The sequence below is a fragment of the Pilimelia columellifera subsp. columellifera genome (genome assembly GCF_039532605.1).
Classification (GTDB): Bacteria; Actinomycetota; Actinomycetes; order Mycobacteriales; family Micromonosporaceae; genus Pilimelia; species Pilimelia columellifera.
The window spans coordinates 159,973-183,066 of record NZ_BAAARY010000002.1 but is presented as its reverse complement, the minus strand read 5'-3'; the positions used below and the strand labels follow the sequence as shown (position 1 = coordinate 183,066).

Below are 23,094 nucleotides of genomic sequence, written 5' to 3'. Positions count from 1 at the left end.
CCAGATGGAAGGCGCAGTCTGATGACATCGTCTACCTTTTTGGTGATCTGGACGCCCCCCCGGCGTGTGCCAGTTCTGCCGTTCCAGCCAATGAGATCGTGCGCCGCCGTCAGGGCCAGCCCCGCAGCATTCGGTCAAGCCCGTCCGCGCCGACGCCCGCGCCCGCGGCGTGGGGCCGTCGGCGTGGTCGCGTAGCGTCTGCGGACGTGACCAGGATCGTGGCGGGCGTGTATGGCGGCCGGCGGCTGGCCGTCCCGGCCGGGGACAGGACCCGGCCCACGGCGGACCGGGTGCGGGAGGCGTTGTTCAGCGCGCTGGAGTCGCTGGTCGACTTCGACGGCGCCCGGATGCTCGACCTCTTCGCCGGATCCGGAGCGGTGGGTCTGGAGGCGCTGTCGCGTGGCGCTGAGCATGCTCTGCTGGTGGAGGCCGATCCGAAGGTGTTGCGGGTCCTACGCGAGAACATCGCCACCCTGGGCGTCGCGGACGTCGCGTCGGTGGCCGCGGGGAAGGTCCAGACAGTTCTTGCCGCCGGGCCGCCCGGGGCTGGTTACGGCGTGGTGTTCGTCGATCCGCCGTACGCCGTCGACGAGGCGGAGCTGGACGCGGTGTTGGCGGCACTGGGGGAGCGTGACTGGCTGGCGCCGGACGCCGTGGTCGTGGTCGAGCGGTCCCGGCGCTCGCCGGAGCCGACCTGGCCGCGGGGGGTTGAGCCGCTGAGCGGTCGGCGCTACGGGGAGACCGCCGTTTGGTACGGTCGCCGGTCATGAGACGCGCTGTCTGTCCGGGCTCCTTCGATCCGGTGACGAACGGGCACCTCGACATCGTCGGCCGGGCTAGTCGGCTGTTCGACGAGGTCATCGTTGCCGTAATGATAAATCCCTCGAAATCCGGAATGTTCTCGGTTCCTGAACGCATCACGATGTTGCGCGAGGTAACGACCGACCTGCCGAACGTCCGGGTGGAGACCTTCCAGGGGCTTCTGGTGGATTTCTGTAAGACCCACGATGCTCCCGTGGTCGTCAAGGGCCTGCGCGCGGTGAGCGACTTCGACTACGAGCTTCAGATGGCGCAGATGAACGTCGGGCTCGCTGGGGTCGAGACGTTGTTCATGCCAACCAACCCGCTCTATTCGTACCTGTCGTCGAGTCTGGTCAAGGACGTCACGAAATGGGGCGGCGACGTCTCGCAGCATGTACCCGAATCGGTCCATCGGCGGCTACGCTCGCGTTTTGACAGCGGCGCTCAGCCCGAATGATCGTCCAGGGATCTTCGGCTGTCTGACGGCGACGACCTGCGGTTGAGCACCGGCGATGGGCGGTCGCGCGTCGGGAGACCCGATTGTCGGAGCGCGGTTGAGCGTCAGGCCGCGGTTCCTGGGCAAGACGAATACGCGACGCGCGGTGTTGATCGACGCGAAGCTTGCCCGGCGGCCGCATTATGGGTACGTGCGGGATGCTGATGCGACCGACCCGACTGGTCGGCCCAATGATGACGGGAGTGATGCGCCGGTGGATCCGCTCGATCGCATCGACGAGATCATCGCCATGACCGAGAGCGCGCGGTCGGCGCCGATGTCGCGCAGCAACTGCGTGCTGGAGCGCGCCGAGCTGATCGGCATGCTGGAGGATCTGCGCGCCGAGCTGCCGGCCGACCTGCGTCGGGCCTCGGCCCTGCTCGACGAACGCGATAAGATCGTCGATGCCGGCAAGCGGGAGGCGGACCGGATCATCACCGAGGGCGAGGCCGAGCACGCCAGGCTGGTCTCGGTCAACGAGATCACGGTGGCCGCCGAGCACGAGGCGGCCCGGTTGGTCGCCGAGGCGCGGGCGGAGGCGCAGCGGCTCCGTGACGAGGTCGACGACTATGTCGACACCGCGTTGGCGAACTTCGAGCAGTTCCTCACCCGATCGCTGTCGTCGATCGAACGCGGGCGCGACAAGATGCACGCCCTGCGGGAGATCGGCTCGTTCGTCGGGGACGAGGAACAGCGCCCGCTGGCCATCTGAGCCGTGGATTCGACGCGGCCGCCGCGGCTCGGGTAACCTGTCGTGTCGGCCTGCCAGGCCGAGATTATCCATTCTCCGCACCAGTGACGTGCGCTCCCGTCGGCATGAGCCAGCGTGAGTCCCGCCGCGTGTGGAACCACCATCGGGTCCTGATCACAACATGCCGCAACATCCCGTACCGCGCCTTGACGCCCGGTCGCCGCTGGTCCTCGACACGAGAGACCTGCCTCGACGTCCGGGCGCGATGCGTGCCGTCAATCGCGCGGCCCCGGCGCCGGCGGATCTCGGTGTGGAGATGATCGGGGTGCCCGACGGCGCCGACCTGAGCCTGGATCTGAGGCTTCAGTCGGTTTCCGAGGGGGTGCTCGTCTCCGGGGTGGTGACCGGCCCACTAGTCGGTGAGTGCGGACGGTGCCTGCGCCCGATCTCCGACACGCTGCGGGTCAGCGTGCAGGAGATGTTCGCGTACCCGGGCAGCACCACCGACGCCACGGCCGAGGATGACGAGATCGGTAGGCTTCAGGACGATCTCATCGACCTTGAGCCGACCCTGCGGGACGCGGTGGTGCTTGTGCTGCCGACGAACCCGCTCTGCCACCCGGACTGCCAGGGCCTGTGCCCGGACTGCGGCGGGCTCTGGGATGATCTGCCGGCTGACCACAGCCACCTTCAGGGCGACCCTCGTTGGGCCGCGCTGAGCACGTTGACCATGACTGAGGAGTAAGAGCCGTGGCCGTCCCGAAGCGCAAGATGTCGCGTAGCAACACCCGGTCCCGCCGGGCGAACTGGAAGGCTACGGCCGTCGCGACTGTCGCCTGCGCGCAGTGCAAGTCGCCGAAGCTGCCGCACGTCGCGTGCGCCGTCTGCGGGACCTACAACGGTCGTCAGGTCATCGAGGTCTGAAGACTTTCTGTCCGACGGGACCTAGGCCGCGCCGGTAACGGGCGTCGCCCCGGTCCCGTCGGCTGAGCACCCAAGGAGCCCAGTGGCGCCACCGACCAACGGTCGGCCGGCACGCGCGCATCCCTCCGTGACCTCGACGTCGACGACGTCGCCGGGGCCGGTCCGGATCGCCCTTGACCTCCTCGGCGGGGACGATGCTCCCGCCGTCGTGGTTGACGGCGCTGTGCGGGCCTGTGCCGCCGACCCTGATCTGCGCCTGCTGCTCGTCGGCAGCGTGGGTCTGCTCGATGAGGCGGTGCGTGCGTTCCCGGCCTCGGCCCACGGCCGGCTCACGCTGCGCCCCGCCCGTGGCGCTGTCGGCATGGCCGACGCGCCAAGCCGGGGCAGTCGTGCCGACACCTCGGTCCGCGGCGCTGTCAACGCCGTCGTCGAGGGCGTCGCGGACGCTGTCGTGTCCGCCGGCGCCAGCGGCGCGTCGGTGACCGCGGCGGCCCTGGGTCTTGGCCGTCTGCCGGGCGTGCGTCGGCCCGCGCTGGCCGCCACCCTGCCCGCTGCCGCCGGCTCGCTGGTGCTGCTCGACGTGGGCGGCTCGCTCGACCACTCGCCGGCCACGCTGCTGCGTCACGCCCAGCTCGGCGCCGCGTACGCGGCCGCGGTGCGCCCCGACGTCCCGCCCCGGGTGGGGCTGCTGTCGATCGGCGTCGAGCCGGGAAAGGGCGACCGGTCCCGCCGGCTGGCGGCCGTCGCGCTGGCCAAGGCGCCGCTGCCGGCCGGCGCCGGCTATGTCGGCCTGGTCGAAGGGCACGAGGTGGGGCTGGGTAGCCGGGCGAACGTCGTCGTGACCGACGGCTTTACCGGAAACATCCTGCTCAAGGGCGTCGAGGGCGCATACGCGATGGCGGGCGCCCCGCACCCCGCCCCGGCCGCCGCGCCGCTGCTGGGCGTCAACGGCGTCGTCGTGGTCTGTCACGGGGCGGCCGACGGGGCGGACATCGCCTCCGGCATCGCGCTGGCCGCCGCGCTGGCCCGCGACGGCGTCGTCGCACGTCTGACCAGTCTGCTCCCCGAGCCTGTGGAGGCCACCGGATGACCGACCGCGCCGACCGACGGCGACCTCCCATCGCGCACCTGGAAGCCGCCGTCGGGGCGACGTTGGAACCGGACCTGCTGCGGCGGGCGCTCACGCACCGTTCGTACGCCTACGAGAACGGCGGGCTGCCCACCAACGAGCGGCTGGAGTTCCTCGGTGACTCCGTCCTCGGCGTGGTCGTCACCAGCGCCCTGTTCCACCGGCACCCGGACCTGCCCGAGGGACAGCTGGCGAAGCTGCGGGCCAGCGTCGTCAACATGCGGGCGCTGGCGACCGTCGCGCGGGGCCTGGGCCCGGACGGACTGGGGCCGTACCTGCTGCTGGGCAAGGGCGAGGAGACCACCGGCGGCCGGGACAAGGCCAGCATCCTGGCCGACACCCTGGAGGCGCTGCTCGGGGCGATCTACCTCCAGCACGGTCTCGACAAGGCCAGCGAGGTCATCCACCGGCTGTTCGACCCGCTCATGGCCGAGTCCTCGCAGCGCGGCGCTGGTCTGGACTGGAAAACCAGCCTCCAGGAGCTGACCGCCTCGCTCGGCGCCGGCGTTCCGGAGTACCGGATCGAGGAAGAGGGCCCGGACCACGCCAAGACGTTCACCGCCTGGGCTGTCGTCGCTGGGGCGCGGTACGGCGGAGCCACCGGGCGTAACAAGAAGGAGGCCGAGCAGTTGGCGGCCGAAGCCGCCTGGCTGGAGCTGTCCAAGCCCGGCCGGGTTGCCGCGTCCGAGGTGTGACATGCCCGAGCTGCCCGAGGTGGAGACGGTCCGGCAGGGCCTGGCGCGATGGGTGACCGGCCGGCGGATCGCCGCCGCGCAGGTGCTGCACCCGCGGGCGGTGCGTCGCCACCCGGCCGGCGCCGACGACTTCGTGGCCGTCCTGGCCGACCGCCGGATCACCGCCGTGCGGCGGCGCGGCAAATACCTGTGGCTGCCGCTGGACAGCGGCGACGCGATCGTCGGCCACCTGGGCATGTCCGGCCAGTTCCTGCTGCTGCCGGCCGACGCGCCCACCGGACCGCACCTGCGAGCGCGGTTCGACTTCGCCGACGACGGGCCACAGCTGCGCTTCGTCGACCAGCGCACCTTCGGCGGGCTGGCCGTCTCGGCCGGCGGCGCCGAACTGCCCGCTGAGATCGCACACATCGCGCCCGACCCGTTCGACCCCGCCTACGACGAGGACCGGGTCGTCGCGGCGCTGCGCCGCCGCCGTGGCGGCGTCAAACGGGCCCTGCTGGACCAGACCCTCATCTCCGGGGTAGGCAACATCTACGCCGACGAGGCGCTGTGGCGGGCCGGACTGCACGGCGAGCGCCCCGCCGACGCCCTCACCGACCCGACCGCGCGGGCCCTGCTCGCCGAGGCGCGCGCGGTGCTGGCGGAGGCGATCACCGCCGGCGGCACCAGCTTCGACGCGCTGTACGTCAACGTCAACGGCGAGAGCGGCTACTTCGACCGGTCGCTGAACGCCTACGGGCAGGAAGGCCGACCGTGCCGCCGGTGCGGCACGCCGATCCGGCGGGAGTCGTTCATGAACCGGTCGTCGTTCTCGTGCCCGCGGTGCCAGCCCCGTCCGCGTGCTGCCCAGACTGCGTAGCGGGCGAAGGTCCTACGTCGTTGCCGGCGCCGGGCTGATCATCCACCGGGGCAGGCCCGCGTAGGGCAGCGGCGCCCGGCGCTCGGTGACCAGGCCGAAGCCCGCGCCGCGCGCCGCCAGCGTGCGCCGGGCATCGTCGACGAGGTTGTCGGGGACGGCGTAGACGAGGTGCCCGTCGCCACGGCGGACGCCCTCTCCGGTCCACGGCAGGTAGGCCGACCAGGGGCCTTCGAAGACGCACAGCTGCGCGCCGAGTTCCCGGTACACCGGGGCTGGCGGTGTTCCCGGGTTGAGGACGACCTCGTCGAAACCCGCCCGCCTAGCCGCGCTGACCGCCACCGCGACCGCCGTCACCTGGTCGACGCCGGTGGGGGCCTGGTCGAAGAGGATTCCGTTCACCGGGTAGCGTCGCCAGGCGGCCACGTCGGCCAGGACGGCCGGCAATGGCCGCTCGGCGTATCCGAGGTCGACGTAGCCGAGCATCGGCGTCCCGCGCTGGGCGAGCCGGCCGGTGGCCGCCACGTACGGCGGCTCCAGCTCCACCCCGGGTCCGTTGTGGACATTGACGACAATCGTGGCGCGGGCGCCGAGCGCGGCCGCCCGTTCCCACAGGTCAGGGTCGTCGACAGGGTGCTTGTACAGCGGGAGCAGCGCTCTCATTCCGCGTCCTCGCCTTCCTCGGGCTTGGCGGCCATGGCCACGCCGGCGAGCAGCGACAGTAGCAGGGCCAGGACGACCAAGGGGAGCGCTCCGGCATCGAGCCGGCTGTCGTGGTAGATGCCGGCCAGCGCCACCGATCCGAGCACCGGGGCGGCGGCCAGGGCCGCGGCGGCGGCGAGTCGACGGCGGGCGCTCATCAGCAGCACGGCGCCGAAGATTCCGGCGAGCATGGTTCCCGCGGACACCGCCAGCAGCAGGCGTCGGTCGGCGTCCGCGACGAGCGCTGACGCCTGCCAACTCGCGGCCTCGGCCAGCACCAGCCAGGCGATGGTCCCGCCGAGCACCAGCGGCATCGCCAGCGCCGCGGCGGCCAACCGGCGGACCCGGCGCGGGGCGTCGCGTTCGTCGTTCTCGTCCCTGGCCCGCAGGCTGGCAGCGTGGGCGGCGCTGTGCCAGCCGATGAACAGCTCCAGCGCGGGAACCGCGGCCACCAGCGGGGCGAGCGCCACGGCGGCCGAGCCGTCGACCGGGCCGAGCCGCCAGACCATGACGAAGGAGATCGCCTGGGCAAGTCCGATAGTCATGTACGCCGCTGCCGGGAGCAGGTCGGCGCCGGCGATCCGGCCGAGTCGTCCGCCATCGCCGGTGGCCGGCTCGGGTAGCCATCGCCAGGCCCGGGCAAGCCCGGGGACGAGCAGCGCCAGCAGCAGCGCGTCATCCGGGAGCGGGCTCGGCGGCAGCCAGCCGGCCATGGACAGCGCCGCCGCGACGATCGCCGGGGTGAGCCAGCGCAGCAGCGCGGCCTCCGACCGGGTAACCAGGGCGGTCGCGACGGCGGCGAAGAATGCCAGCTCCGTTGTGGTGACGACGGCGGTGATCAGCGGCTCCTCGCCCAGCAGCCAGGCCGGCCCGCTCACCAGGGCCATCAGCCACGCGCCGGCCACGCCGAGGAAGCCCAGTCCCAGGAGCCGGGTTGCCGGGCCGGGGCCACGGTGTGCGGCCACGACATGACCCAGATAGCCCAGGAGCTGGCCGGTGCCCCAGCCAAGGACGATCACCGCCGCCGGGGCCTGCCACGGGGTGCGCCGGAGCGCGTCGTCGGCGGCCAGGGCAAGGATCAGCGGCGTCAGATACAGCGCCGCCCGGAGCAACGCCTGCCGAAGGTAGGGGCGCGGTGGCGCGGGAGGCGCCGCCCGCACGGCCCGACGGGCCAGTTGGTGCCGGTAGTCGCGGTGCAGGTGGGTGAGGACGGCGTCGGCGAGGCTGAACACGTCGGGGTGGCCGAAGCGGCCGGCGGCGACCCGGTCGTTGATGCCCGCCGCCTCGATCCGGGCGGCGACCTCGTCGACGTCCACGACGTCCAGGAACTCAGGGGCGAGCCGTTCGGCCAGCTCGGGGACGGCGGTGGCGGCGCCCACCCCGGCCGGGGTGGGCGGGGGCGTGCCGCCGGTGAGGACGCTCGAGGCGCTCACCGGCTCACCGCCGGCCGGAGAGGGCCGCCGCGTCGGTCTCGACCGGTTGCCGACGGACCTGACGCGGCATCCGGGCCATGGTCCGGGACCGGATGCTCGGCCCGACGTTGAGCGGCTGCGGCCCGCTGACCGGTTGCGACCCGGCGACCGGCCGTGTGGTGGCGCCGTGCCTGGCGGGCAGAGCGCGCGCCGGTATCGGGGCAGGCTCGGCCAGACGACCGCCGACGCCCAGCCGGACCTCGGTGTAGAGGGCGTCGTAGGTGTCGAGCATCCGGCTGAGGCTGAAGTTCTCCAGGGCCCGCGCGCGGGCGGCGGCGCCGATCGCGTCGCGGCGGGCGTGATCGGTCAGCAGGGTCACGCAGGCGGCGGCGAAGGCCGCCGGGTCGCCGGGGGCGCACACGAGGCCGGCGTCCCCGACGGTGTCGGCGACCCCGCCCACGTCGGTGCTGACCGTGGCGCGTCCGCACATCATCGCTTCGACCACGGTGTACGGCATGCCTTCCGAGATGCTCGACAGGGCCACGACGTGGCCGGCGGCGTACGCTTCCCGGCTGCTGGCGACCGGCCCGCAGAACGTGACGGACCCGCCCAGGCCGAGCGAACCGACGAGGGCGTGGCAACTGTCGGCGTACGGCTGGTTCGTCGACGGGACCGGACCGACGAGCCGGAGCTGCGCCGTCGGCACGCTCCGGCGCACCAGGGCGAAAGCCCGGACGAGGGTGTGCAGGTCCTTGAGCGGGTCGATCCGTCCTACCCAGACGATCGTCGGCGTCTGCGGTGTGGCGGTCAGGGGAGGGTAGCGGTCGGGGGAGACTCCGTTGGGCACGACCATGGTCCGGGTTGCTGGCGCCCCTAGACGCCGCTCCCAGCGTTGGTTGAAGCGGCTGACGGAGGTGACCAACCCCGCCTCGGCGTAGCCGATCTTGGCGAGCGCGCGGTAGAACCGCAGCATGATGGTCTTGACAGCCGGGGTGACGGCAGGGTTGCGCTCCAGGTAGCGCTCGCGTAGGTAGACGCCGTGCTCAGTGATGAGGTAGGGGACGCCGTCGCGCCACTTCGCTGCCAGCGCCACCAGCAGCGGCAGCCCGGCAGCGACCGCGTGGCACACGTCCACCTGACCGAGCTGGTGGGCCAGCGGGCGCAATGCGTGTTCGAGCAGCATGCCGGCGTCCATCGCCTCCTGCCGCGACAGGCCCGGCAACGGCAGCCGGATGTCCTGCTGTGTCAGCCGGGCGCTGCGCCAGGCATGGCGCAGCGGCCCGGCCAGGGGCACGTCGTGCAGCGGGTGCGCGCCGTCGTCCGACAACACCGCCAGCTGCCGCAACGCGGCCCCGAAGGCGTCGACGCCGGCCGGTCCCTCGGTGAACATGCCCCACAGCAGGCCGGCGGCTGCCTCGGCGGCGGCCCGACGCCGGCGGCGCCGGGCCAGCATTCCGCGGGCCGGCGCCGGTCGATCCCAGACGGCGACGTTGCGCACCGTGCTGACGTTGCCCGGCAGGTCGTAGGCCAGCTTTCCGCTGGCCGCGAGCCCGCTGAGCGCCACGAGGGTGAACGTGTGCCCGGTCAGCCCGCTGACGAGCTGATGGCACCAGGTGCTGACCCCGCCGTGAGCCAGCGGGTACGTGCCCTCGTTGATCAGTGCAATGCGCAACGTCGGTCCTCTGGGAGATGGTCGGCGGCTAGTCCCGGGGCAGGCGCAGCGTGAGCGGACTGCGTGAATCTACTGTGGCCCAGCCGGAGACGCCGGGGCCATATCCGGTCGGGACCCGCAAGCCCCGTTCGGCCCCGCTGACCCGGGTCTGCCGCGGCGCCGTGAACGGCGCCCGCACCGCCCGGCGGCTGTCGTTGACGACATGCACCCGGTCGCCGATCTGGTATGCCCGCACGGCCCCGCTCCGGACCGCCGCCCGCCATGCGTTGAAGTCCTCGAGCAGCTCCGAGGCCTCGGTCATGGTCGGGTTGAGCAGGGTGACATGGTTGGCGTAGATCGCCCGGTACTCCGCGAGCACCGTGTCCAGGACCGGGTACAGGATGCGGTCCTCGGTGATGTTCGACTGGTGGACGTAGTGCGGCCGCGGGTCATTGGTGATCATGTGGCCGAGCATGACGCGCGCCTCCACCGGCACGATGTGCTTGTCGAACGCGTCCGCGCCGACCAGCGGCGGGATGCACGACGACGATGCCTCGCAGTTGCCGCTGCCGCCGTCAGCCTTCGACGTGTAGATCCAGTTGTACTGGTCGACCTCGTCCATGCGGGTGCCGACGTTGTAGAAGATGTTCATCGGGTGCCGGGGCAGGGTCAGCGCCGTGCCGATCTTGCGGCTGGCCTTCTCCAACGAGTTGTCCGACGCGATGATGCCGATCTTGTTGGCCTTGAGCGCCGCAGCGAGGTTCGGGTTGTCGATCGGCTCCTTCGGGACGCTGCGAAGGCCCGAGTGTTCGCCGGTGACCAGCTCGGTGGGGGCCATCGAGACGCCGTTCTTCGCCGCCCACTCGACGTTCTGCGAGATCTGGGTGCTGATCGTGTTCTGGCTGATGTACTGCCGTTTGCCGTTGGCGTCGTTGACGCAGCTCATCGCCGCGTCGCGCTGGCAGCCGAGGTACTCGTGGCCCCATGTGTGGTTGAGCCAGCGCAGCTCGTCCTTGTTCGCCAGCACCGACTTGGTGAGCGGGTCGGCGGCGCCGCCGGCGTCCGTGGAGCCCTTGGCATTGAAGGCGACGTCCAGAGACACGTTGTTGTCCCGCTGCCACCGGACCAGGTGCTCGACGTCGGCCGGGACCATCCGGATCTGCTCCGGCGCCGGGCCCACGCTGTCCGGACGCTGCCAGCGGGCGTTGGGCATGAGCACGTCATCGATGTGGACGCTCAGGAAGTTGCGCCAGTAGCCGACGTACACCCCCTTGGTGAGCCACTCGACAATGCCGTGCGCCAGCACCCTGGCGTGGGTCTGCTGCGCCCCGAGGGTGACCGTCAGCACGAGGTCCTCGCGGCCGTCGTGGGCGTAGACCCCGGCGACGACGCCCGGCGCGGCGTTTGCCGGCGCGCCGGGAACCGGCATGGTGACGAGCGGTGTGAACGACTCCCCGGCGGGAAGGTTCACCAGCGGGTCCGCCACCGCCGCGTAGCTCTCGTCCACGGTCGGGTTGAGGTTGTCGAACGGCACGCGGCCGTTGAGGTAGCCGAAACCGTCGGCGATGGCCGCCGGGGTGACTGTGGCGGTCATGCCGTCGACTGTGCCGCTCCACCGCGCCGGCCCCAGGCCGACAGCCGGGTTGGCCCAGGTGTAGGCGATGAGCTGACGGATCTCGAACTCCTTCTCGAACTCGGTCAGCGCCGTCAGCTCCGCCTGGGGCAGCGCATTCTCGTCCGCCAGCACCACGGCCTGGAACTTGGCCCGGGGGCGGCCGCCGACCGTATCGGACAGGAACGCCTCGGTGATCTTCGGTCGGTTGGCGTCCCGGGTGTCGACGATCGTGTACGGAACCCCTTCCTGTTCCAGCGTCGCGGTGACGGCGCCGACGTTGGAGCGCCCGTCGGTGATGACGAGCAGCTTCATGTCGATCTGGGTCTCAGCGTTGGCGCTCGCCGGCAGCGGGGCCGCGACCAGCGCGGCTGCGGCCAGGGCTGCGGCCAACCAGCCGCGTCGTGAGCGTCGACCCGACCGGTTGCGGTCTTTGGACATATGGACTCCAAGGTGTGAGGGTGGAGCGGTGCTCACCGGGTCACGACGGCGGACCAGGCTGAGGACACAATCGATGCGAGGTCGTGCCGGGCCTGCCAGCCCAGCACCGTTCGGATGCGATCAGCGATGGCGACGACGGCGGGTGGGTCGCCGGCGCGTGCTGGCACGATGTCGGCCGGAAGGTCGACATCGCAGATGCGGCGGACCGCCTCGATCATCTCGAGGACGGAGATCCCGACGCCGCGGCCGACGTTGAGAACATCCTGGCGGACCGTCCCCCCGCGGAGCGCCAGCGCGGCGGCGACGTGTGCCTCGGCGAGGTCACGCACGTCGATGAAGTCACGGACGCAGCTGCCGTCCGGGGTGGGGTGCCGGCCGCCGTACACCTGGGCGCGGCGGCCCTCGGCGACGGCCCGCAGCAGGCGGGGCAGCAGGTTCGTCTCGCCGATGTCAGCCAGGGGCATCGAGGCGGCGCCGGCCACGTTGAAGTAGCGCAGCGCGATGTGGCGCAGGTCGGTGGCGGCGCTGACGTCCCGCAACATCCACTCGCCGACAAGCTTGCTGCGCCCGTACGGGTTGCTGGGCGCGGTGGGGCTGGACTCGCTCACCCGGCCGGCGGCGCTCTCGCCGTAGACGGCCGCGCTGGAGGAGAAGACGAACGACCGGACTCCGGTGGCCGTGACAGCCTGGAGAACAGAACGAAGCCCGTCGATGTTCTCCCGGTAGTACCGCAGGGGGTCGGCGACCGACTCCCCGACGTCCTTGCGGGCGGCGAGGTGGATGACACCCTCGGCGTCGTAGTCCCGAAGCGCGGCTGTCACCGCCGCGCAGTCCGACACATCCGCTTTGATCAGGGGCACGGAGGCAGGCGCCCGCGTGGCCAAGCCGGTCGAGAGGTCGTCGAGTATGACAACCTTTTCGTCCGCTTCCAAGAGGGCGTGCACGATGTGGGCGCCTATGTAACCTGCGCCGCCGGTAACAAGCCATGTCACGGCACGGCAGGTTACCGATATCGATGCCTCGGGCGAGAATCTGAGGCCAAACTGAGTCGAAACTTGTCAATAAATGGCCGGTTGGCTGAGGCCGGTCACCCGATGGGTCAGCGAGCGCCGAACATCTGAGTCCACAGCGGGGTATCGCCGCTGTCGTAGGCGAGGCCGACGGCCGTCGCCTTCGACTTGCAGTTGAGGATGTTGGCCCGGTGACCCGGGCTGTCCATCCAACCCTGGACGACCAGTTCGGGGGTCCGGTGGCCCTTGGCGATGTTCTCGCCGGTCGGCGCCTCGTAGCCGGCGGCCTTCGCCCGGTCCCAGGGCGAGCGCCCGTCCTTGCTGGTGTGGTCGAAGTAGCCATGGAGCGCCATGTCGGCGCTGTGGGCCCGGGACGCGGCGCGCAGCTTCTCGTCCGTGCGGGCGGCATCGCATCCGTTCGCTTCGCGTTCCTTGTTGATCAGCGCCGTGACCTTGTCCTCGATCGCCGTCTTGCCGCCGCCGTTGGTCACCGGACGGGCCGGGCGGTTCGGCCGGCGCTGGAGCGTCCTGGTGCGGCTGGTCGTCGGCTGCCGGGCGGGTGTGGCGGCGGCGGGCGCGGCGGCCCTGGCGCTGGCCGGTGTCCTGGGCGTCGGCGTTCCGGCGTCGGCGGGCGCGCCGGCCCCGCCGCCCGGCGCCAGGGCCGCGGGCGGCGCGTCAGCGGCCACCGGCATCGGCTCGGCGTCGGTGGGCGAGTACGCCACGAAGCTGACGGCGCCCAGCAGCGCCAGCAGACCGCCGATCATGCCGGCGGCGCGCCAGGGTCGCTGCCTCGGGGCAACGTGCCTGGCCCGGTGTCCGCTGGCGGCGGCCGCGGTGTCGAAGTGCCCCCGTTGTGCGTTGAGGTCGCCTACCCAGATGTGCTCGTCCGGGTGGTCGTTGCGGCGCGGCCGTGGCATCTCGGCCCTGTTCAGGTGTTCCGGTCGGGGTCCGGTGGGGCGTGCCACGACGTTCCTCCTCGATTTCGGTCGAACTCGCCGGGAGAGGCGGAATCGGACGCTATCGATCGTGTTGTCGTGGAGGCAACCGGGGAAAGGCAGACTTAAAGTTTTGCTATGTCTGCGAAGGTCGCGCTCAGAGTCCGTATCAGCGCTGTCCGTGACGGTGATGCGCAGGTCAGCCGCACGATGGCGACGAGCGTCCGCTTGACTCATGGCGGATACCGACGGACTATAGGAATGTCGCCAGTCGCGCCCGGCTGGAGCCATGATTTCGGTGACAGGGCCTGAGGCGCCGCAGAAGCGGCCCGCGGAGATCGTCATCGGTGTAGATATCGAGTACCGGCAGGGCCGTGAGTCCCCCGGCGCTGCACGCAAGATCCAGAAAAGAAGAACCGAAGACCTCGTGTTGTGGCTGTCGGTTGTCTGAAAAGGGGATCTTGGAATCATGGCTCGGCAGCCGCGGATGACGACAGCGAATCATATGGGCGCGCGAAAGCCGTAGGACCGGCAACGCATGACAAGGAGACGATATGGCGAAGGCCCTTTATGGCCACGTCGGTATTGCGCGGGATCGCCGCGTCACCGATGAGGTCACCCGTCTGCGTGCCACCGTGCGGGCACTCGAATTCGAGATCGCCCGACTGCGGGCCGACAACGACCGGCTGGCCGCTGCGGTCGCCGAGTCCGACGCCGACCTGCTCCAGCGGATGGCTGAGCCGGCGCTCACCTGAGCCCTGACGCTCGGTGTGGCTGAGGCTCGCCCGCCCGGGTGGAAACACCACCCGGGCGAAGGTCCTTCGGCGCACGAAACGCCCGAACGGGTAGCGCCCGGCGGTGTCACTGCCGCCCCGACGCGTGCCGTCGCGGGCCGCCATCGCCGCGGGGGTACCCTCGTCGCTTGAATCCGATCTTCGGATGCCGAGCGAGTGACCTGCGGAGATTCGTGCACCTCAAGAGCCTGACCGTCAAGGGATTCAAGTCCTTCGCGTCCGCGACGACGCTGCGACTGGAGCCTGGGATCACCTGTGTCGTGGGCCCGAACGGCTCCGGCAAGTCCAACGTCGTCGACGCGATCGCCTGGGTTCTCGGTGAACAGGGCGCCAAGGCGCTGCGCGGCGGCAAGATGGAAGACGTGATCTTCGCCGGCACCGCCGGCCGGGCCCCGCTCGGCCGCGCCGAGGTCACCCTCACCATCGACAACGCTGACGGCAAGCTCCCGATCGAGTACACCGAGGTGTCCATCACCCGTCGGATGTACCGATCAGGGGAGAGCGAATACGAGATCAACGGCGACAGTTGCCGACTTCTCGACATTCAGGAACTGCTCAGCGACTCCGGAATCGGCCGCGAAATGCACGTCATCGTCGGCCAGAACCGGCTCGACGGCATTCTGCACGCCAAACCCGAGGACCGGCGGGCGTTCATCGAGGAGGCCGCCGGCGTCCTCAAGCACCGGAAGCGCAAAGAGAAGGCGCTGCGCAAGCTCGACGCGATGCAGACCAACCTCAACCGGCTCAACGACCTCACCGCCGAGCTGCGACGTCAGCTCAAACCGCTGGGTCGCCAGGCGGAGGTGGCCCGCCGCGCCGCGGGCATCCAGGCCGACCTGCGCGACGCCCGGCTCCGTCTGCTCGCCGACGACCTGGCCACCCTGCGTGCCGCCCTCGACAAGGAGATCGCCGACGAGACGGCGCTGCGGGAACGCCGACGGCACGTCGAGCACGAGAACGAGCAGACCCAACGCCGCCTCGCCGAGCTGGAGGCCGGTCTGGCCGCCGACGCCCCGCTGCTGTCGGCCGCCCAGGACACCTGGTACCAGCTCTCCACCCTCACCGAGCGGTTTCGGGCCACCGAGCAGCTCGCCAGCCAGCGGTTGCGGCACCTGGAAGCGCCGACCGAGGACGAACGGCCCGGGCGCGACCCCGACCAGCTCGCCGCTGAGGCGCAGCGGGTCCGGGAGCAGGAGACCGAGCTGCGCGAGGCGCTGCACGAGGACCAGGAGCGCCTCGCCGAGGCCGCGCTGCGCCGCGAAGACCTGGAGCTGGCGCTGGCCGACGCCGAGCGGGCGCTGGTCGCCGAGGTCAAGGCGATCGCCGACCGTCGGGAGGGTCTGGCCAGGCTCACCGGGCAGGTGCATGCCGCCCGGACCCGCTCAACCACCGCCGCCGAGGAGATCGAGCGGCTGACCGTCGCCCATGGCGACGCCGCCGGCCGGGCCGCCGCCGCGCAGGGCGAGCTGGCCGAGGTCTCCGCCCAGTCCACCGAGGCCGACCGGGACAACGCCGAGATCGACGCCCGGCACGCCGACGCCGTCGCCGCCCACGAAGCCGCCACCCGGACCGTGCGCGAGCTGACCCAGGCCGAGCGGGCCGCTGAGAAGGAGGCTGCCAGCTGGCAGGCCCGCGAGGAGGCGCTCGCGCTCGGCCTGCGACGCAAGGACGGCGCCGGGGCGTTGATGGCCCGCGCCGCCGAGGTCCCCGGGCTGCTCGGGGCCGTCGCCTCGCTGCTGACCGTCGAGCCCGGCTGCGAGGGCGCCCTGGCGGCCGCGTTGGGCGCGCTGGCGGACGCCGTGGCGATCTCCGGCGTCGACGAGGCCGCCGAGGCGATGCGGTCCCTGAAGATCACCGACTCGGGCCGGGCCGCGCTGCTGGTCGCCGGCCCCGCCGGTGTCGGCATGCAGGGGTCGCTGGACGCGTTGCGTCCGCCGCTGCCCGCTGGCGCCCGGTGGGCGCCGGACATCGTCCGCTGCGCTGAAGACCTGCGTCCGGCCGTCTACCGGCTGCTGCGCGACGTGGTCCTGGTGGCCGACCTGGACGCCGCCGCCAAACTGGTCGCCGGCAACCCGGAGCTGCGGGCGGTCACCCCTGAGGGCGACCTCATGGGCGCCTACGAGGCTGCCGGCGGCTCCGGGAAGGCCACCAGCTTCATCGAGGTGCAGGCCGCCGTCGACGAGGCCCGTGCCAACCGGATCACCGCCGAGCAGTCCGTCGTCGAGTTGGCTGCCCAGCTTGAGGCGGCCCGCGCGGAGGTCGCCGCCCGCAAGGAGGACGTCGCCGCCGCAGCCGCCGCCAAGCGCGCCGCCGAGGGAGAGCGCAACGCCGCCGCCCGCCGGCTCGCCGAGCTGGGCGCCGCCGCCCGCTCCGCTACCGGCGAGACTGAGCGTCTGGCCTCCTCGCTGGCCCGGGCCCAGAGCTCACGCGACGCCGACCTGACCACCCTCAACGAGTTGGAGGAGCGGCTGGAGCTGGCCGAATCCACCCCGGTCGACGCCAATCCGTCATCGGAGGAGCGGGACCGGCTCGCCGCGCTCGTCCCACATGCCCGGCAGAACGAGATGGAGGTGCGCCTGGCGGTGCGCACCGCCGAGGAGCGTGTCTCGGCCCTCTCCGGTCGGGCCGACTCGCTGGCCCGCCAGGCGGAGGCCGAGCTGGCCGCCCGGGAACGCGCCGCCGCCCGACGGGCCGCCCGCGCCCGCGGTGCCGGCATCGCCCGCGCCGTGGTCGCCGGGGCCGCTGAGGCGCTGCGCCGGCTGGCGGTGTCGCTGGCCGCCGCCGAGCAGACCCGAGACGCCATCGCCGCGGCGCGCTCGGCCCGGGAGGCCGAGCTGTCCGAGGTGCGGGCGGTCGCCAAGGCCGTCACCGCCGAGTTGGACCGGCTCACCAACGAGGTGCACCGGGACGAGGTCGCCCGGGCTGAGCAGCGGATGCGCATCGACCAGCTTGAGATCAAGGCGGCTGAGGACTTCGGCCTGGACGTCGAGACTCTCGTTGGCGAGTACGGCCCCGACCAGCCGGTCCCACCGACCCAGGCGGCGATCGACGCCGCTGAGGCGATCGGCGACATCCCGCCGGACCCCGAGCCCTACCACCGCCCGGCGCAGGAGAAGCGCGCCGCGAAGGCCGAGCGCGAGCTGAACCTCCTGGGCAAGGTCAACCCGCTGGCGCTGGAGGAGTTCGCGGCGCTGGAGGAGCGGTTCAAGTTCCTGTCCGAACAGCTGGAGGACCTGCGCAAGACCCGCACGGACCTCATGACCGTCGTCAAGGACGTCGACGACCGCATCCTCGAGGTCTTCACGGCGGCCTATCACGACACGGCGCGGGAGTTCGAGCAGGTCTTCGACGTGTTGTTCCCGGGGGGCGAGGGCCGGCTGGTCCTCACCGACCCCGACGACATGCTCACCACCGGCATCGAGGTCGAGGCCCGCCCGCCAGGCAAGAAGATCAAGCGGTTGTCGCTGCTGTCCGGCGGCGAGCGCTCGCTGACCGCCGTCGCCATGCTCGTGGCGATCTTCCGTGCCAGGCCGAGCCCGTTCTACATCATGGACGAGGTCGAGGCGGCCCTCGACGACGTCAACCTGGGCCGGCTCATCACGCTCATGGGGCAGCTGCGTGAGAAGAGCCAGCTGATCATCATCACGCACCAGAAGCGGACCATGGAGGTCGCCGACGCCCTCTACGGCGTCACCATGCGCAGCGGCGTCACCGAGGTCATCAGCCAGCGGCTACGCACCGGGGACGAGTAGCCGTCAGCCCGTTCCGGCCTGCAGCCGCGGGCCTCCGTTGGGGTTGAACCGGACCGTGACCCCGGAGGCGACCGTGCGGCGGGCGGCCGCCAGCAGCTCGTCAACGGCCGCCGGGTTCTTGGTGCTGATCTCGATCGTCCCCGCCAGCTGGTGTCTGGAGACGTGGGTCACCGCGTCTGTCAGGGGTCCGGCCCATCCGCCGACCGCCTTGAGGGTCTGGAAATCCCGGTTGAGGCTCGCCAGGGAGAAGGTTGTCCACTCGACGCCCTCGGCGAGACCACCGGCGCCCCAGCGCGCCGTCGCCGCCCGGGCCGACGTGGCGCACTGCTCAGCGCCCGGGATCCCGGCGCGTACCCGGATCGTGAGTTTTCCGGTCCGGTCGCTGAAGACGACGCCAGCGGCGGCTTCCGGACACCGTCTGGTCATGAAGGCCGTGATCGCCTCAGCCCGGGAAGCGGCGGCGACGGAATCTACCGGCGCCCACACGATGCCGGAGTCGTCGGTGAAGCCGGTGGGGTCGGGGCCCGGCGTCGACGATCTGGTTGTCCCCGGGCCGGGCGGCGGCGTCGCCCGGCTGCTGGCTGTCGGCGGGGACGGGCTCGGTCCGGCAGTCCTCGGTTTCCGTTCCGCGAGCGCCCCTGCCGCCGAACTGGCCGCCAGAATCCCCAGCAGACTCAGCGATGCTGCTGTCCGGCGGCACGTGCGCTTCATTCCGGGGACCGTAGCGAGGCCAGCTGTGGTCCGCCTCAGCGATTCCTGTAGCCGCGGACATGCCTGGCACGGGCGCCGATGGCTGGGCATCGCGTGGTCCAGCGCCTGGGTTACGGCGCCGCGGTCGTGCTGCCTTAGGGTGGTCAGTTCCGGCTCACGGCTGTTGTTGGCGCCTGGGCCCAGGCGAGAGGAGTCCACGGTGCGACGCGAGAACGCCACGGCGTTGCTCATCGACTTCGATGGGGTGCTGCGCCGGTACGACCCGGCGCACACCGCCGCCGTCGAGGTCCGGCACGGCCTTGAGCCCGGGGAGATCCTCGCTGCCGGTTTGCACGGGCCCCGACTTCTGCCGGCGATCACCGGTCACGCCACCCGGGCGCAGTGGCGCTCGGCGATAGCCGACAGCTTCGCCGAACGGGTTGGCGGACCGGCGGCCGCCCTGGCGATGGTCGACCAGTGGGGCGCCTACCGGGGCGAGATCGTCGCTGAGGCGCTGGCGTTCGTCCGTGAGGTCCGCGCGGCTGGCCGCCCGGTGGCCCTGACCAGCAACGCCACCGACGACCTGCGCGACGACCTGCGGCTGCTCGGGGTCGCCGACGAGTTCGACGCCGTCGTCTCGTCGGCAGAGGTGGGGCATCCCAAGCCGGCCCCGGAGTTCTTCGCGGCGGCGTGCGCGGCGGTCGGCGCCCTGCCCAAGCACTGCCTGTTCGTCGACGACGCCGAAAGGAACGTGCGCGGAGCGCGGTCGGCGGACCTGCCGGCGCTGCGATGGAGCGGCCCCGCTGACCTGCCCTACCTGCGCGCCGCCATGGGACTGTGACCCGTTCGCCGGTGACCCGTTCGACTGCCCGGACAGGCCAACCTGCGCGGACCGCCTGCGGCTGAACGCGCGTCGTGGCAGGTTCCCTGATCGACGGAGAGACAACGGCGATCGGGGGAGTGCGATGCGTAGGAGTCAGATCGCGGCAGCTGTCGGCGCGGTGCTGGTGGCGACCGCTTCGGTATCGGCCCCAGCCCTGGCGGCCGGCGTTCCAGCGGGCGCCGACTCGACTGGCGGGCGGTTCGCCGTCGGTCACGGCGGGCCCGCCATGATCGGCGGCCATGGCGCGTTTACCGCCGACGGGGCCGGTGGCGCGTTCCGGTACGACGCGGCGCTGGCGCCAGACGGGGCGATGGCGCACCTGACAGCGGCGTCGCTGCGGCACCGCCGTCCGGTGACCAAGACCGTGCTCACGGTCGCTGGGCTGCTGCCGTACCGGGTCTACGGGGCGCACCTGCACGTCAACGCCTGCGGCCCTGACCCGGCCGCGGCCGGGCCGCACTACCAGCAGCGGGTCGGCTCGCCGGACGACCCGCGCTACGCCAACCGCCTCAACGAGGTGTGGCTCGACTTCCGCACCGACCGGCACGGCACGGCCATGGCGCTGGCCCGGAACCCGTGGGCGCTGCGGGCGGTCCCGCGCTCGATGGTGGTCCACGCCGAGCGGACCAGCACCAACCCGCGCACCCCGGGCCAGGCCGGCGCGCGGGTGGCCTGCCTGACCCTGATGGGCCACTGAGCTCCCCAGCCGACCCGGCGGTCGGGAGGATCAGCCGGTGGGCGGGGCGGTCAGCGGCGTCTCGGCGACGGCGATCAACGCGCCGTCGGGGGTGGTGCCCTCGATGAGCACGTCCGCCTGCCGCCCGTGGTGGGTGAGGGTGGCGATGGAGTTGCCGAAGTACGGTCCGGCGAGCCGTCGCCACCGCACGCTGGGCCGGGGGATTCCGGCGGTGCGGGCGACGGCCCGCGCCGCCGTCCCCAGCGGACGGCGCCAGCCGATCGACAGCATCGGGTGCAGGAAACGTGGCGCCTCGTTGTGCAGCGGCGAGCAGGTGAGCTGGTGCACCGGCGCGGTCACCCCCGGGCCGAGGTTGGCGCGGGCGACGTAGGAGTGGTGCACGTCGCCGGACAGGACGCTGATCGACGCCGGCGGCGCCGGTCGGGAGCCCAGCGCCCGAAGGATCGATCCGAGCCGATCGAACGAGGCGCGGAACGCGGCCCAGTGTTCAAGGTCCAACGCCCGGCGCAGCCGCTCGGATAGCCGACGGACGACCGGACGCCGTGACTCGGCCAGCCGCTCGTTCCAGTTCTCCATGTGGTGCACCGCCGGCGGCAGCAGCCACGGCAGCGACGCCCCGACCACCAGGTGCTCGGGCGTGCCGGCGGCCAGCTCGGCGAACCACTGCCAGTCCTGGTCCGGCAGCATCGAGCGCCGTCCCGGCTCGACCACCCGGCCGGCCCGGTTGTCGAGCATCACCAGCCGGGTGCCGGCCAGGTCGACGTAGTAGCTGAACCGGTAGGACCCGGTGTCACGATCGGCGCGGGCGGCGAACTCGGACAGGATCGCGGTGGCGTCGTCGGCGGCGCGGACCGCCGACCAGACCGGGTCGGCGGCGATCTCGTCCGGCGTCAGGTTGCCCAGGTGCTGGTAGACCCAGTACGAGGCGATGCCATTGGTGATCCGCTCCGCCCACCACTGCTGTTGCTCTATGTCGGCCCGCCAGGACGCCGACGAGTTCCAGTCGTCGATGATCTCGTGATCGTCGAAGATCATCACGCTTGGCACGGTCGACAGCAGCCACCTGATATCCGGGTCACGCCAGGACTCCAGGTACAGGGCGGTGTACTCCTCGTAGGTCATCACCTGGTCGTCGGGCGCGTAGCCCTTGCGGCGGCGCTCCCGTAGCCAGCCGCGCACCTTCGGGGACGTCTCGTCGGCATAGACCTGGTCGCCCAGCAGCACCAGCAGGTCCGGCCAGTCCTCCGGCGAGTTCGAAAGCCGGCGCGCGTACGAGTCCAGGGCGTCCGGGCCCAGGCCCCTGCCGGTGGTGCGCTGGGTGGCCTCCCGGCAGGAGCCGAACACCAGCCGTACCGGCTCGTCCGTTCCGCCGCGGGTGCGGATGACGCTCGGCGGGCCGGACGTGTCCGGTTGCGGCCAGACCTGCCGGTCGCCGAGCCACACCTGGTACGGGGTCGTGGCGCCGGGCGTCAGCCCGTCGACGACAACCAGCGCGTAGTGGCGGCCGAAGGCGCTGAAGCTGCTGGCCTCGCCGTACGCCGCCCCCGCGCGCACCCGCACGATGACGGGCTGGCTGACCTCCACCCAGACGGTGGCCTGCGCGCCCACGACCCGCCGCAACAGCGGACCGAGAATGAGATGGGCTTCTGGCACAGGGTCCTCCGGGGCTCGCCGACGCCGTCGTCCCGGGCGTCTGCCAGGATTTCGGTATGGAGTACGTCGTCTACATCCTGATTCTGCTCGGTGTCGTGCTGGTAGCCGGCATCGCGTTCCTCGTGCCCCGGCTGCGCCGCCGTCCCGGCCCGCCTTCTCCCGGACCCGAGGCGCCGCCGTCTCCGGCGGCACGGGCCAGCGTAGAGGCGCCGGCTCCGGTCCGCCCGGCCCCTTCGCCGGTGGCGGAGCCGGCCCCGGAGGCCGAAGCGCCGGCCGTTGAAGCGCCGGTGGCGGAGCCGGCCACGTCGGTCGAAGCTCCGGCCGTCGAGACGCCCGCGCCGACCGCGGGCCGGCTGGTCCGTCTGCGGGCCCGGCTCTCCCGCTCGCAGGGCCTGCTCGGGCAGGGCCTGCTGACCCTGCTGTCGCGCGATCACCTCGACGAGGACGCCTGGGAGGAGATCGAGGAGAGTCTCATCACCGCCGACGTCGGGATGGAGGCCACCACGGTCATCGTCAGCCGGCTGCGGGAGAAGGTGAAGGTGCTCGGCGCGCGGACCCCCGACGACGTCCGCGCCCTGCTGGCCGAGGAGCTGGTCGCCGCGCTCGACCCGCAGCTCGACCGCTCCCTGGCCGCGAGCCCGGTTGACGGAAGACCGGCCACCCTGCTGGTCGTGGGCGTAAACGGCGCGGGTAAGACGACCACCTGCGGCAAGATCGCCCGGGTGCTCATCGCGGACGGTCACAGCGTCGTCCTCGGGGCCGCCGACACCTTCCGGGCCGCCGCCGCCGACCAGCTCACCACCTGGGCCAGCCGGGTCGGCGCCGAGGTCGTGCGGGGCCCGGAGGGCAGCGACCCGGCCAGCGTCGCCTTCGACGCCGTCAAGCGGGGCATCGACGTCGGCGCGGACACGGTGCTCATCGACACCGCCGGTCGGCTCCAGAACAAGGTCGGTCTCATGGACGAGCTGGGCAAGGTCAAGCGGGTGGTGGAGAAGCACGGTCCGGTGAGCGAGACGCTGCTGGTGCTCGACGCCACCACCGGCCAGAACGGGCTGGAGCAGGCGCGGGTGTTCACCGAGGCAGTCGAGGTCACCGGGGTGGTGCTCACCAAACTGGACGGCACCGCCAAGGGCGGCATCGTCATCGCTGTGCAGCGCAAGCTCGGCATTCCGGTCAAGCTGGTCGGCCTCGGTGAGGGCGCCGACGACCTGGCGCCGTTCGACCCGACGCAGTTCGTCGACGCCCTGCTGTCCGACGCGGGCTGAACCCG

At 72.0% G+C, this 23,094-nt stretch carries 22 protein-coding genes; 14 read left to right on the top strand and 8 right to left on the bottom strand.

From position 1 onward, the window contains the following. Positions 1-206: 206 nt before the first annotated feature. From rsmD to mutM, 8 genes are all read left to right on the top strand, one after another. The gene (rsmD, locus tag ABD287_RS03815; RefSeq protein ID WP_344168261.1) at positions 207-770 is read left to right on the top strand and encodes a 16S rRNA (guanine(966)-N(2))-methyltransferase RsmD; all 564 of its coding nucleotides are present in this window, start codon (positions 207-209) and stop codon (positions 768-770) included. Further along, a complete protein-coding gene (coaD, locus tag ABD287_RS03810) occupies positions 767-1,258 on the top strand; it encodes a pantetheine-phosphate adenylyltransferase (protein WP_344168258.1) in 492 nt (163 codons plus the stop codon). The genes rsmD and coaD overlap by 4 nt, the downstream gene beginning before the upstream one ends. 253 nt (positions 1,259-1,511) lie before the next feature. Beyond that, positions 1,512-2,009, top strand: coding sequence for a hypothetical protein (locus ABD287_RS03805; protein ID WP_344168255.1), 498 nt, complete (start codon positions 1,512-1,514; stop codon positions 2,007-2,009). Between the two features lie 160 nt (positions 2,010-2,169). Further along, positions 2,170-2,733 (top strand): YceD family protein, encoded by a 564-nt coding sequence (locus ABD287_RS03800; protein ID WP_344168252.1) that lies wholly within the window; start codon positions 2,170-2,172, stop codon positions 2,731-2,733. A 5-nt stretch (positions 2,734-2,738) separates the two neighbouring features. Further along, positions 2,739-2,912, top strand: coding sequence for a 50S ribosomal protein L32 (gene rpmF / locus ABD287_RS03795; protein WP_344168249.1), 174 nt, complete (start codon positions 2,739-2,741; stop codon positions 2,910-2,912). Positions 2,913-3,039: 127 nt separating this feature from the next. Beyond that, on the top strand, positions 3,040-4,002 hold the full coding sequence (locus tag ABD287_RS03790; protein WP_344168246.1) for a phosphate acyltransferase PlsX: 963 nt from the start codon (positions 3,040-3,042) through the stop codon (positions 4,000-4,002). Next, complete coding sequence (gene rnc, locus ABD287_RS03785) at positions 3,999-4,736, top strand: ribonuclease III (protein WP_344168243.1); 738 nt, start codon at positions 3,999-4,001, stop codon at positions 4,734-4,736. Before ABD287_RS03790 ends, rnc begins: the two co-directional genes overlap by 4 nt. A 1-nt stretch (position 4,737) precedes the next feature. Next, positions 4,738-5,595: a bifunctional DNA-formamidopyrimidine glycosylase/DNA-(apurinic or apyrimidinic site) lyase gene (mutM, locus tag ABD287_RS03780; protein WP_344168240.1), complete on the top strand. Its 858-nt coding sequence runs from the start codon at positions 4,738-4,740 to the stop codon at positions 5,593-5,595. 12 nt (positions 5,596-5,607) lie between these two features. On the opposite strand, the gene ABD287_RS03775 is transcribed toward mutM, so the two are convergent. From ABD287_RS03775 to ABD287_RS03750, 6 genes are all read right to left on the bottom strand, one after another. Continuing rightward, entirely contained in the window at positions 5,608-6,255 is a 648-nt protein-coding gene (locus ABD287_RS03775; RefSeq protein WP_344168237.1) for a spherulation-specific family 4 protein, read from the bottom strand. Then, positions 6,252-7,727, bottom strand: a complete 1,476-nt coding sequence (locus ABD287_RS03770; protein ID WP_344168234.1) for a hypothetical protein — start codon at positions 7,725-7,727, stop codon at positions 6,252-6,254. Before ABD287_RS03770 ends, ABD287_RS03775 begins: the two co-directional genes overlap by 4 nt. A 4-nt stretch (positions 7,728-7,731) precedes the next feature. Then, positions 7,732-9,378 carry a GT4 family glycosyltransferase PelF gene (gene pelF / locus ABD287_RS03765; protein WP_344168231.1) on the bottom strand — a complete coding sequence of 549 codons (1,647 nt, stop codon included), beginning with the start codon at positions 9,376-9,378 and terminating at the stop codon, positions 7,732-7,734. Between the two features lie 28 nt (positions 9,379-9,406). Beyond that, a complete protein-coding gene (locus ABD287_RS03760; RefSeq protein WP_344168228.1) occupies positions 9,407-11,410 on the bottom strand; it encodes a hypothetical protein in 2,004 nt (667 codons plus the stop codon). A 32-nt stretch (positions 11,411-11,442) separates the two neighbouring features. After that, positions 11,443-12,402 (bottom strand): UDP-glucose 4-epimerase GalE, encoded by a 960-nt coding sequence (galE, locus tag ABD287_RS03755; protein ID WP_344168226.1) that lies wholly within the window; start codon positions 12,400-12,402, stop codon positions 11,443-11,445. A 107-nt stretch (positions 12,403-12,509) separates the two neighbouring features. After that, positions 12,510-13,385 carry a CAP domain-containing protein gene (locus ABD287_RS03750; protein ID WP_344168224.1) on the bottom strand — a complete coding sequence of 292 codons (876 nt, stop codon included), beginning with the start codon at positions 13,383-13,385 and terminating at the stop codon, positions 12,510-12,512. Between the two features lie 268 nt (positions 13,386-13,653). Between ABD287_RS03750 and ABD287_RS03745 the strand changes: the two genes are divergently transcribed. The 3 genes from ABD287_RS03745 (at position 13,654) to smc (ending at position 17,901) form a co-directional block, all read left to right on the top strand. Beyond that, the gene (locus ABD287_RS03745; protein WP_344168221.1) at positions 13,654-13,806 is read left to right on the top strand and encodes a hypothetical protein; all 153 of its coding nucleotides are present in this window, start codon (positions 13,654-13,656) and stop codon (positions 13,804-13,806) included. 103 nt (positions 13,807-13,909) lie between these two features. After that, the gene (locus tag ABD287_RS03740) at positions 13,910-14,110 is read left to right on the top strand and encodes a hypothetical protein (RefSeq protein WP_344168218.1); all 201 of its coding nucleotides are present in this window, start codon (positions 13,910-13,912) and stop codon (positions 14,108-14,110) included. Positions 14,111-14,322: 212 nt separating this feature from the next. Next, on the top strand, positions 14,323-17,901 hold the full coding sequence (smc, locus tag ABD287_RS03735) for a chromosome segregation protein SMC (protein ID WP_344168580.1): 3,579 nt from the start codon (positions 14,323-14,325) through the stop codon (positions 17,899-17,901). 3 nt (positions 17,902-17,904) lie between these two features. Here the strand turns inward: smc and ABD287_RS03730 are convergent, their stop codons facing one another. Next, positions 17,905-18,612, bottom strand: a complete 708-nt coding sequence (locus ABD287_RS03730; protein WP_344168215.1) for a hypothetical protein — start codon at positions 18,610-18,612, stop codon at positions 17,905-17,907. Between the two features lie 199 nt (positions 18,613-18,811). Between ABD287_RS03730 and ABD287_RS03725 the strand changes: the two genes are divergently transcribed. Together ABD287_RS03725 and ABD287_RS03720 are read left to right on the top strand one after the other, a co-directional pair. Continuing rightward, positions 18,812-19,432, top strand: coding sequence for an HAD-IA family hydrolase (locus ABD287_RS03725; protein ID WP_344168212.1), 621 nt, complete (start codon positions 18,812-18,814; stop codon positions 19,430-19,432). Between the two features lie 124 nt (positions 19,433-19,556). After that, positions 19,557-20,171: a superoxide dismutase family protein gene (locus tag ABD287_RS03720; RefSeq protein ID WP_344168209.1), complete on the top strand. Its 615-nt coding sequence runs from the start codon at positions 19,557-19,559 to the stop codon at positions 20,169-20,171. 30 nt (positions 20,172-20,201) lie between these two features. Here ABD287_RS03720 and ABD287_RS03715 read toward each other — a convergent pair whose 3' ends face one another. Further along, complete coding sequence (locus tag ABD287_RS03715) at positions 20,202-21,824, bottom strand: alkaline phosphatase D family protein (RefSeq protein WP_344168206.1); 1,623 nt, start codon at positions 21,822-21,824, stop codon at positions 20,202-20,204. Positions 21,825-21,880: 56 nt separating this feature from the next. Here ABD287_RS03715 and ftsY point away from each other — a divergent pair, with 56 nt between their 5' ends. Continuing rightward, positions 21,881-23,089 (top strand): signal recognition particle-docking protein FtsY, encoded by a 1,209-nt coding sequence (ftsY, locus tag ABD287_RS03710; RefSeq protein WP_344168203.1) that lies wholly within the window; start codon positions 21,881-21,883, stop codon positions 23,087-23,089. Positions 23,090-23,094 lie beyond the last annotated feature (5 nt).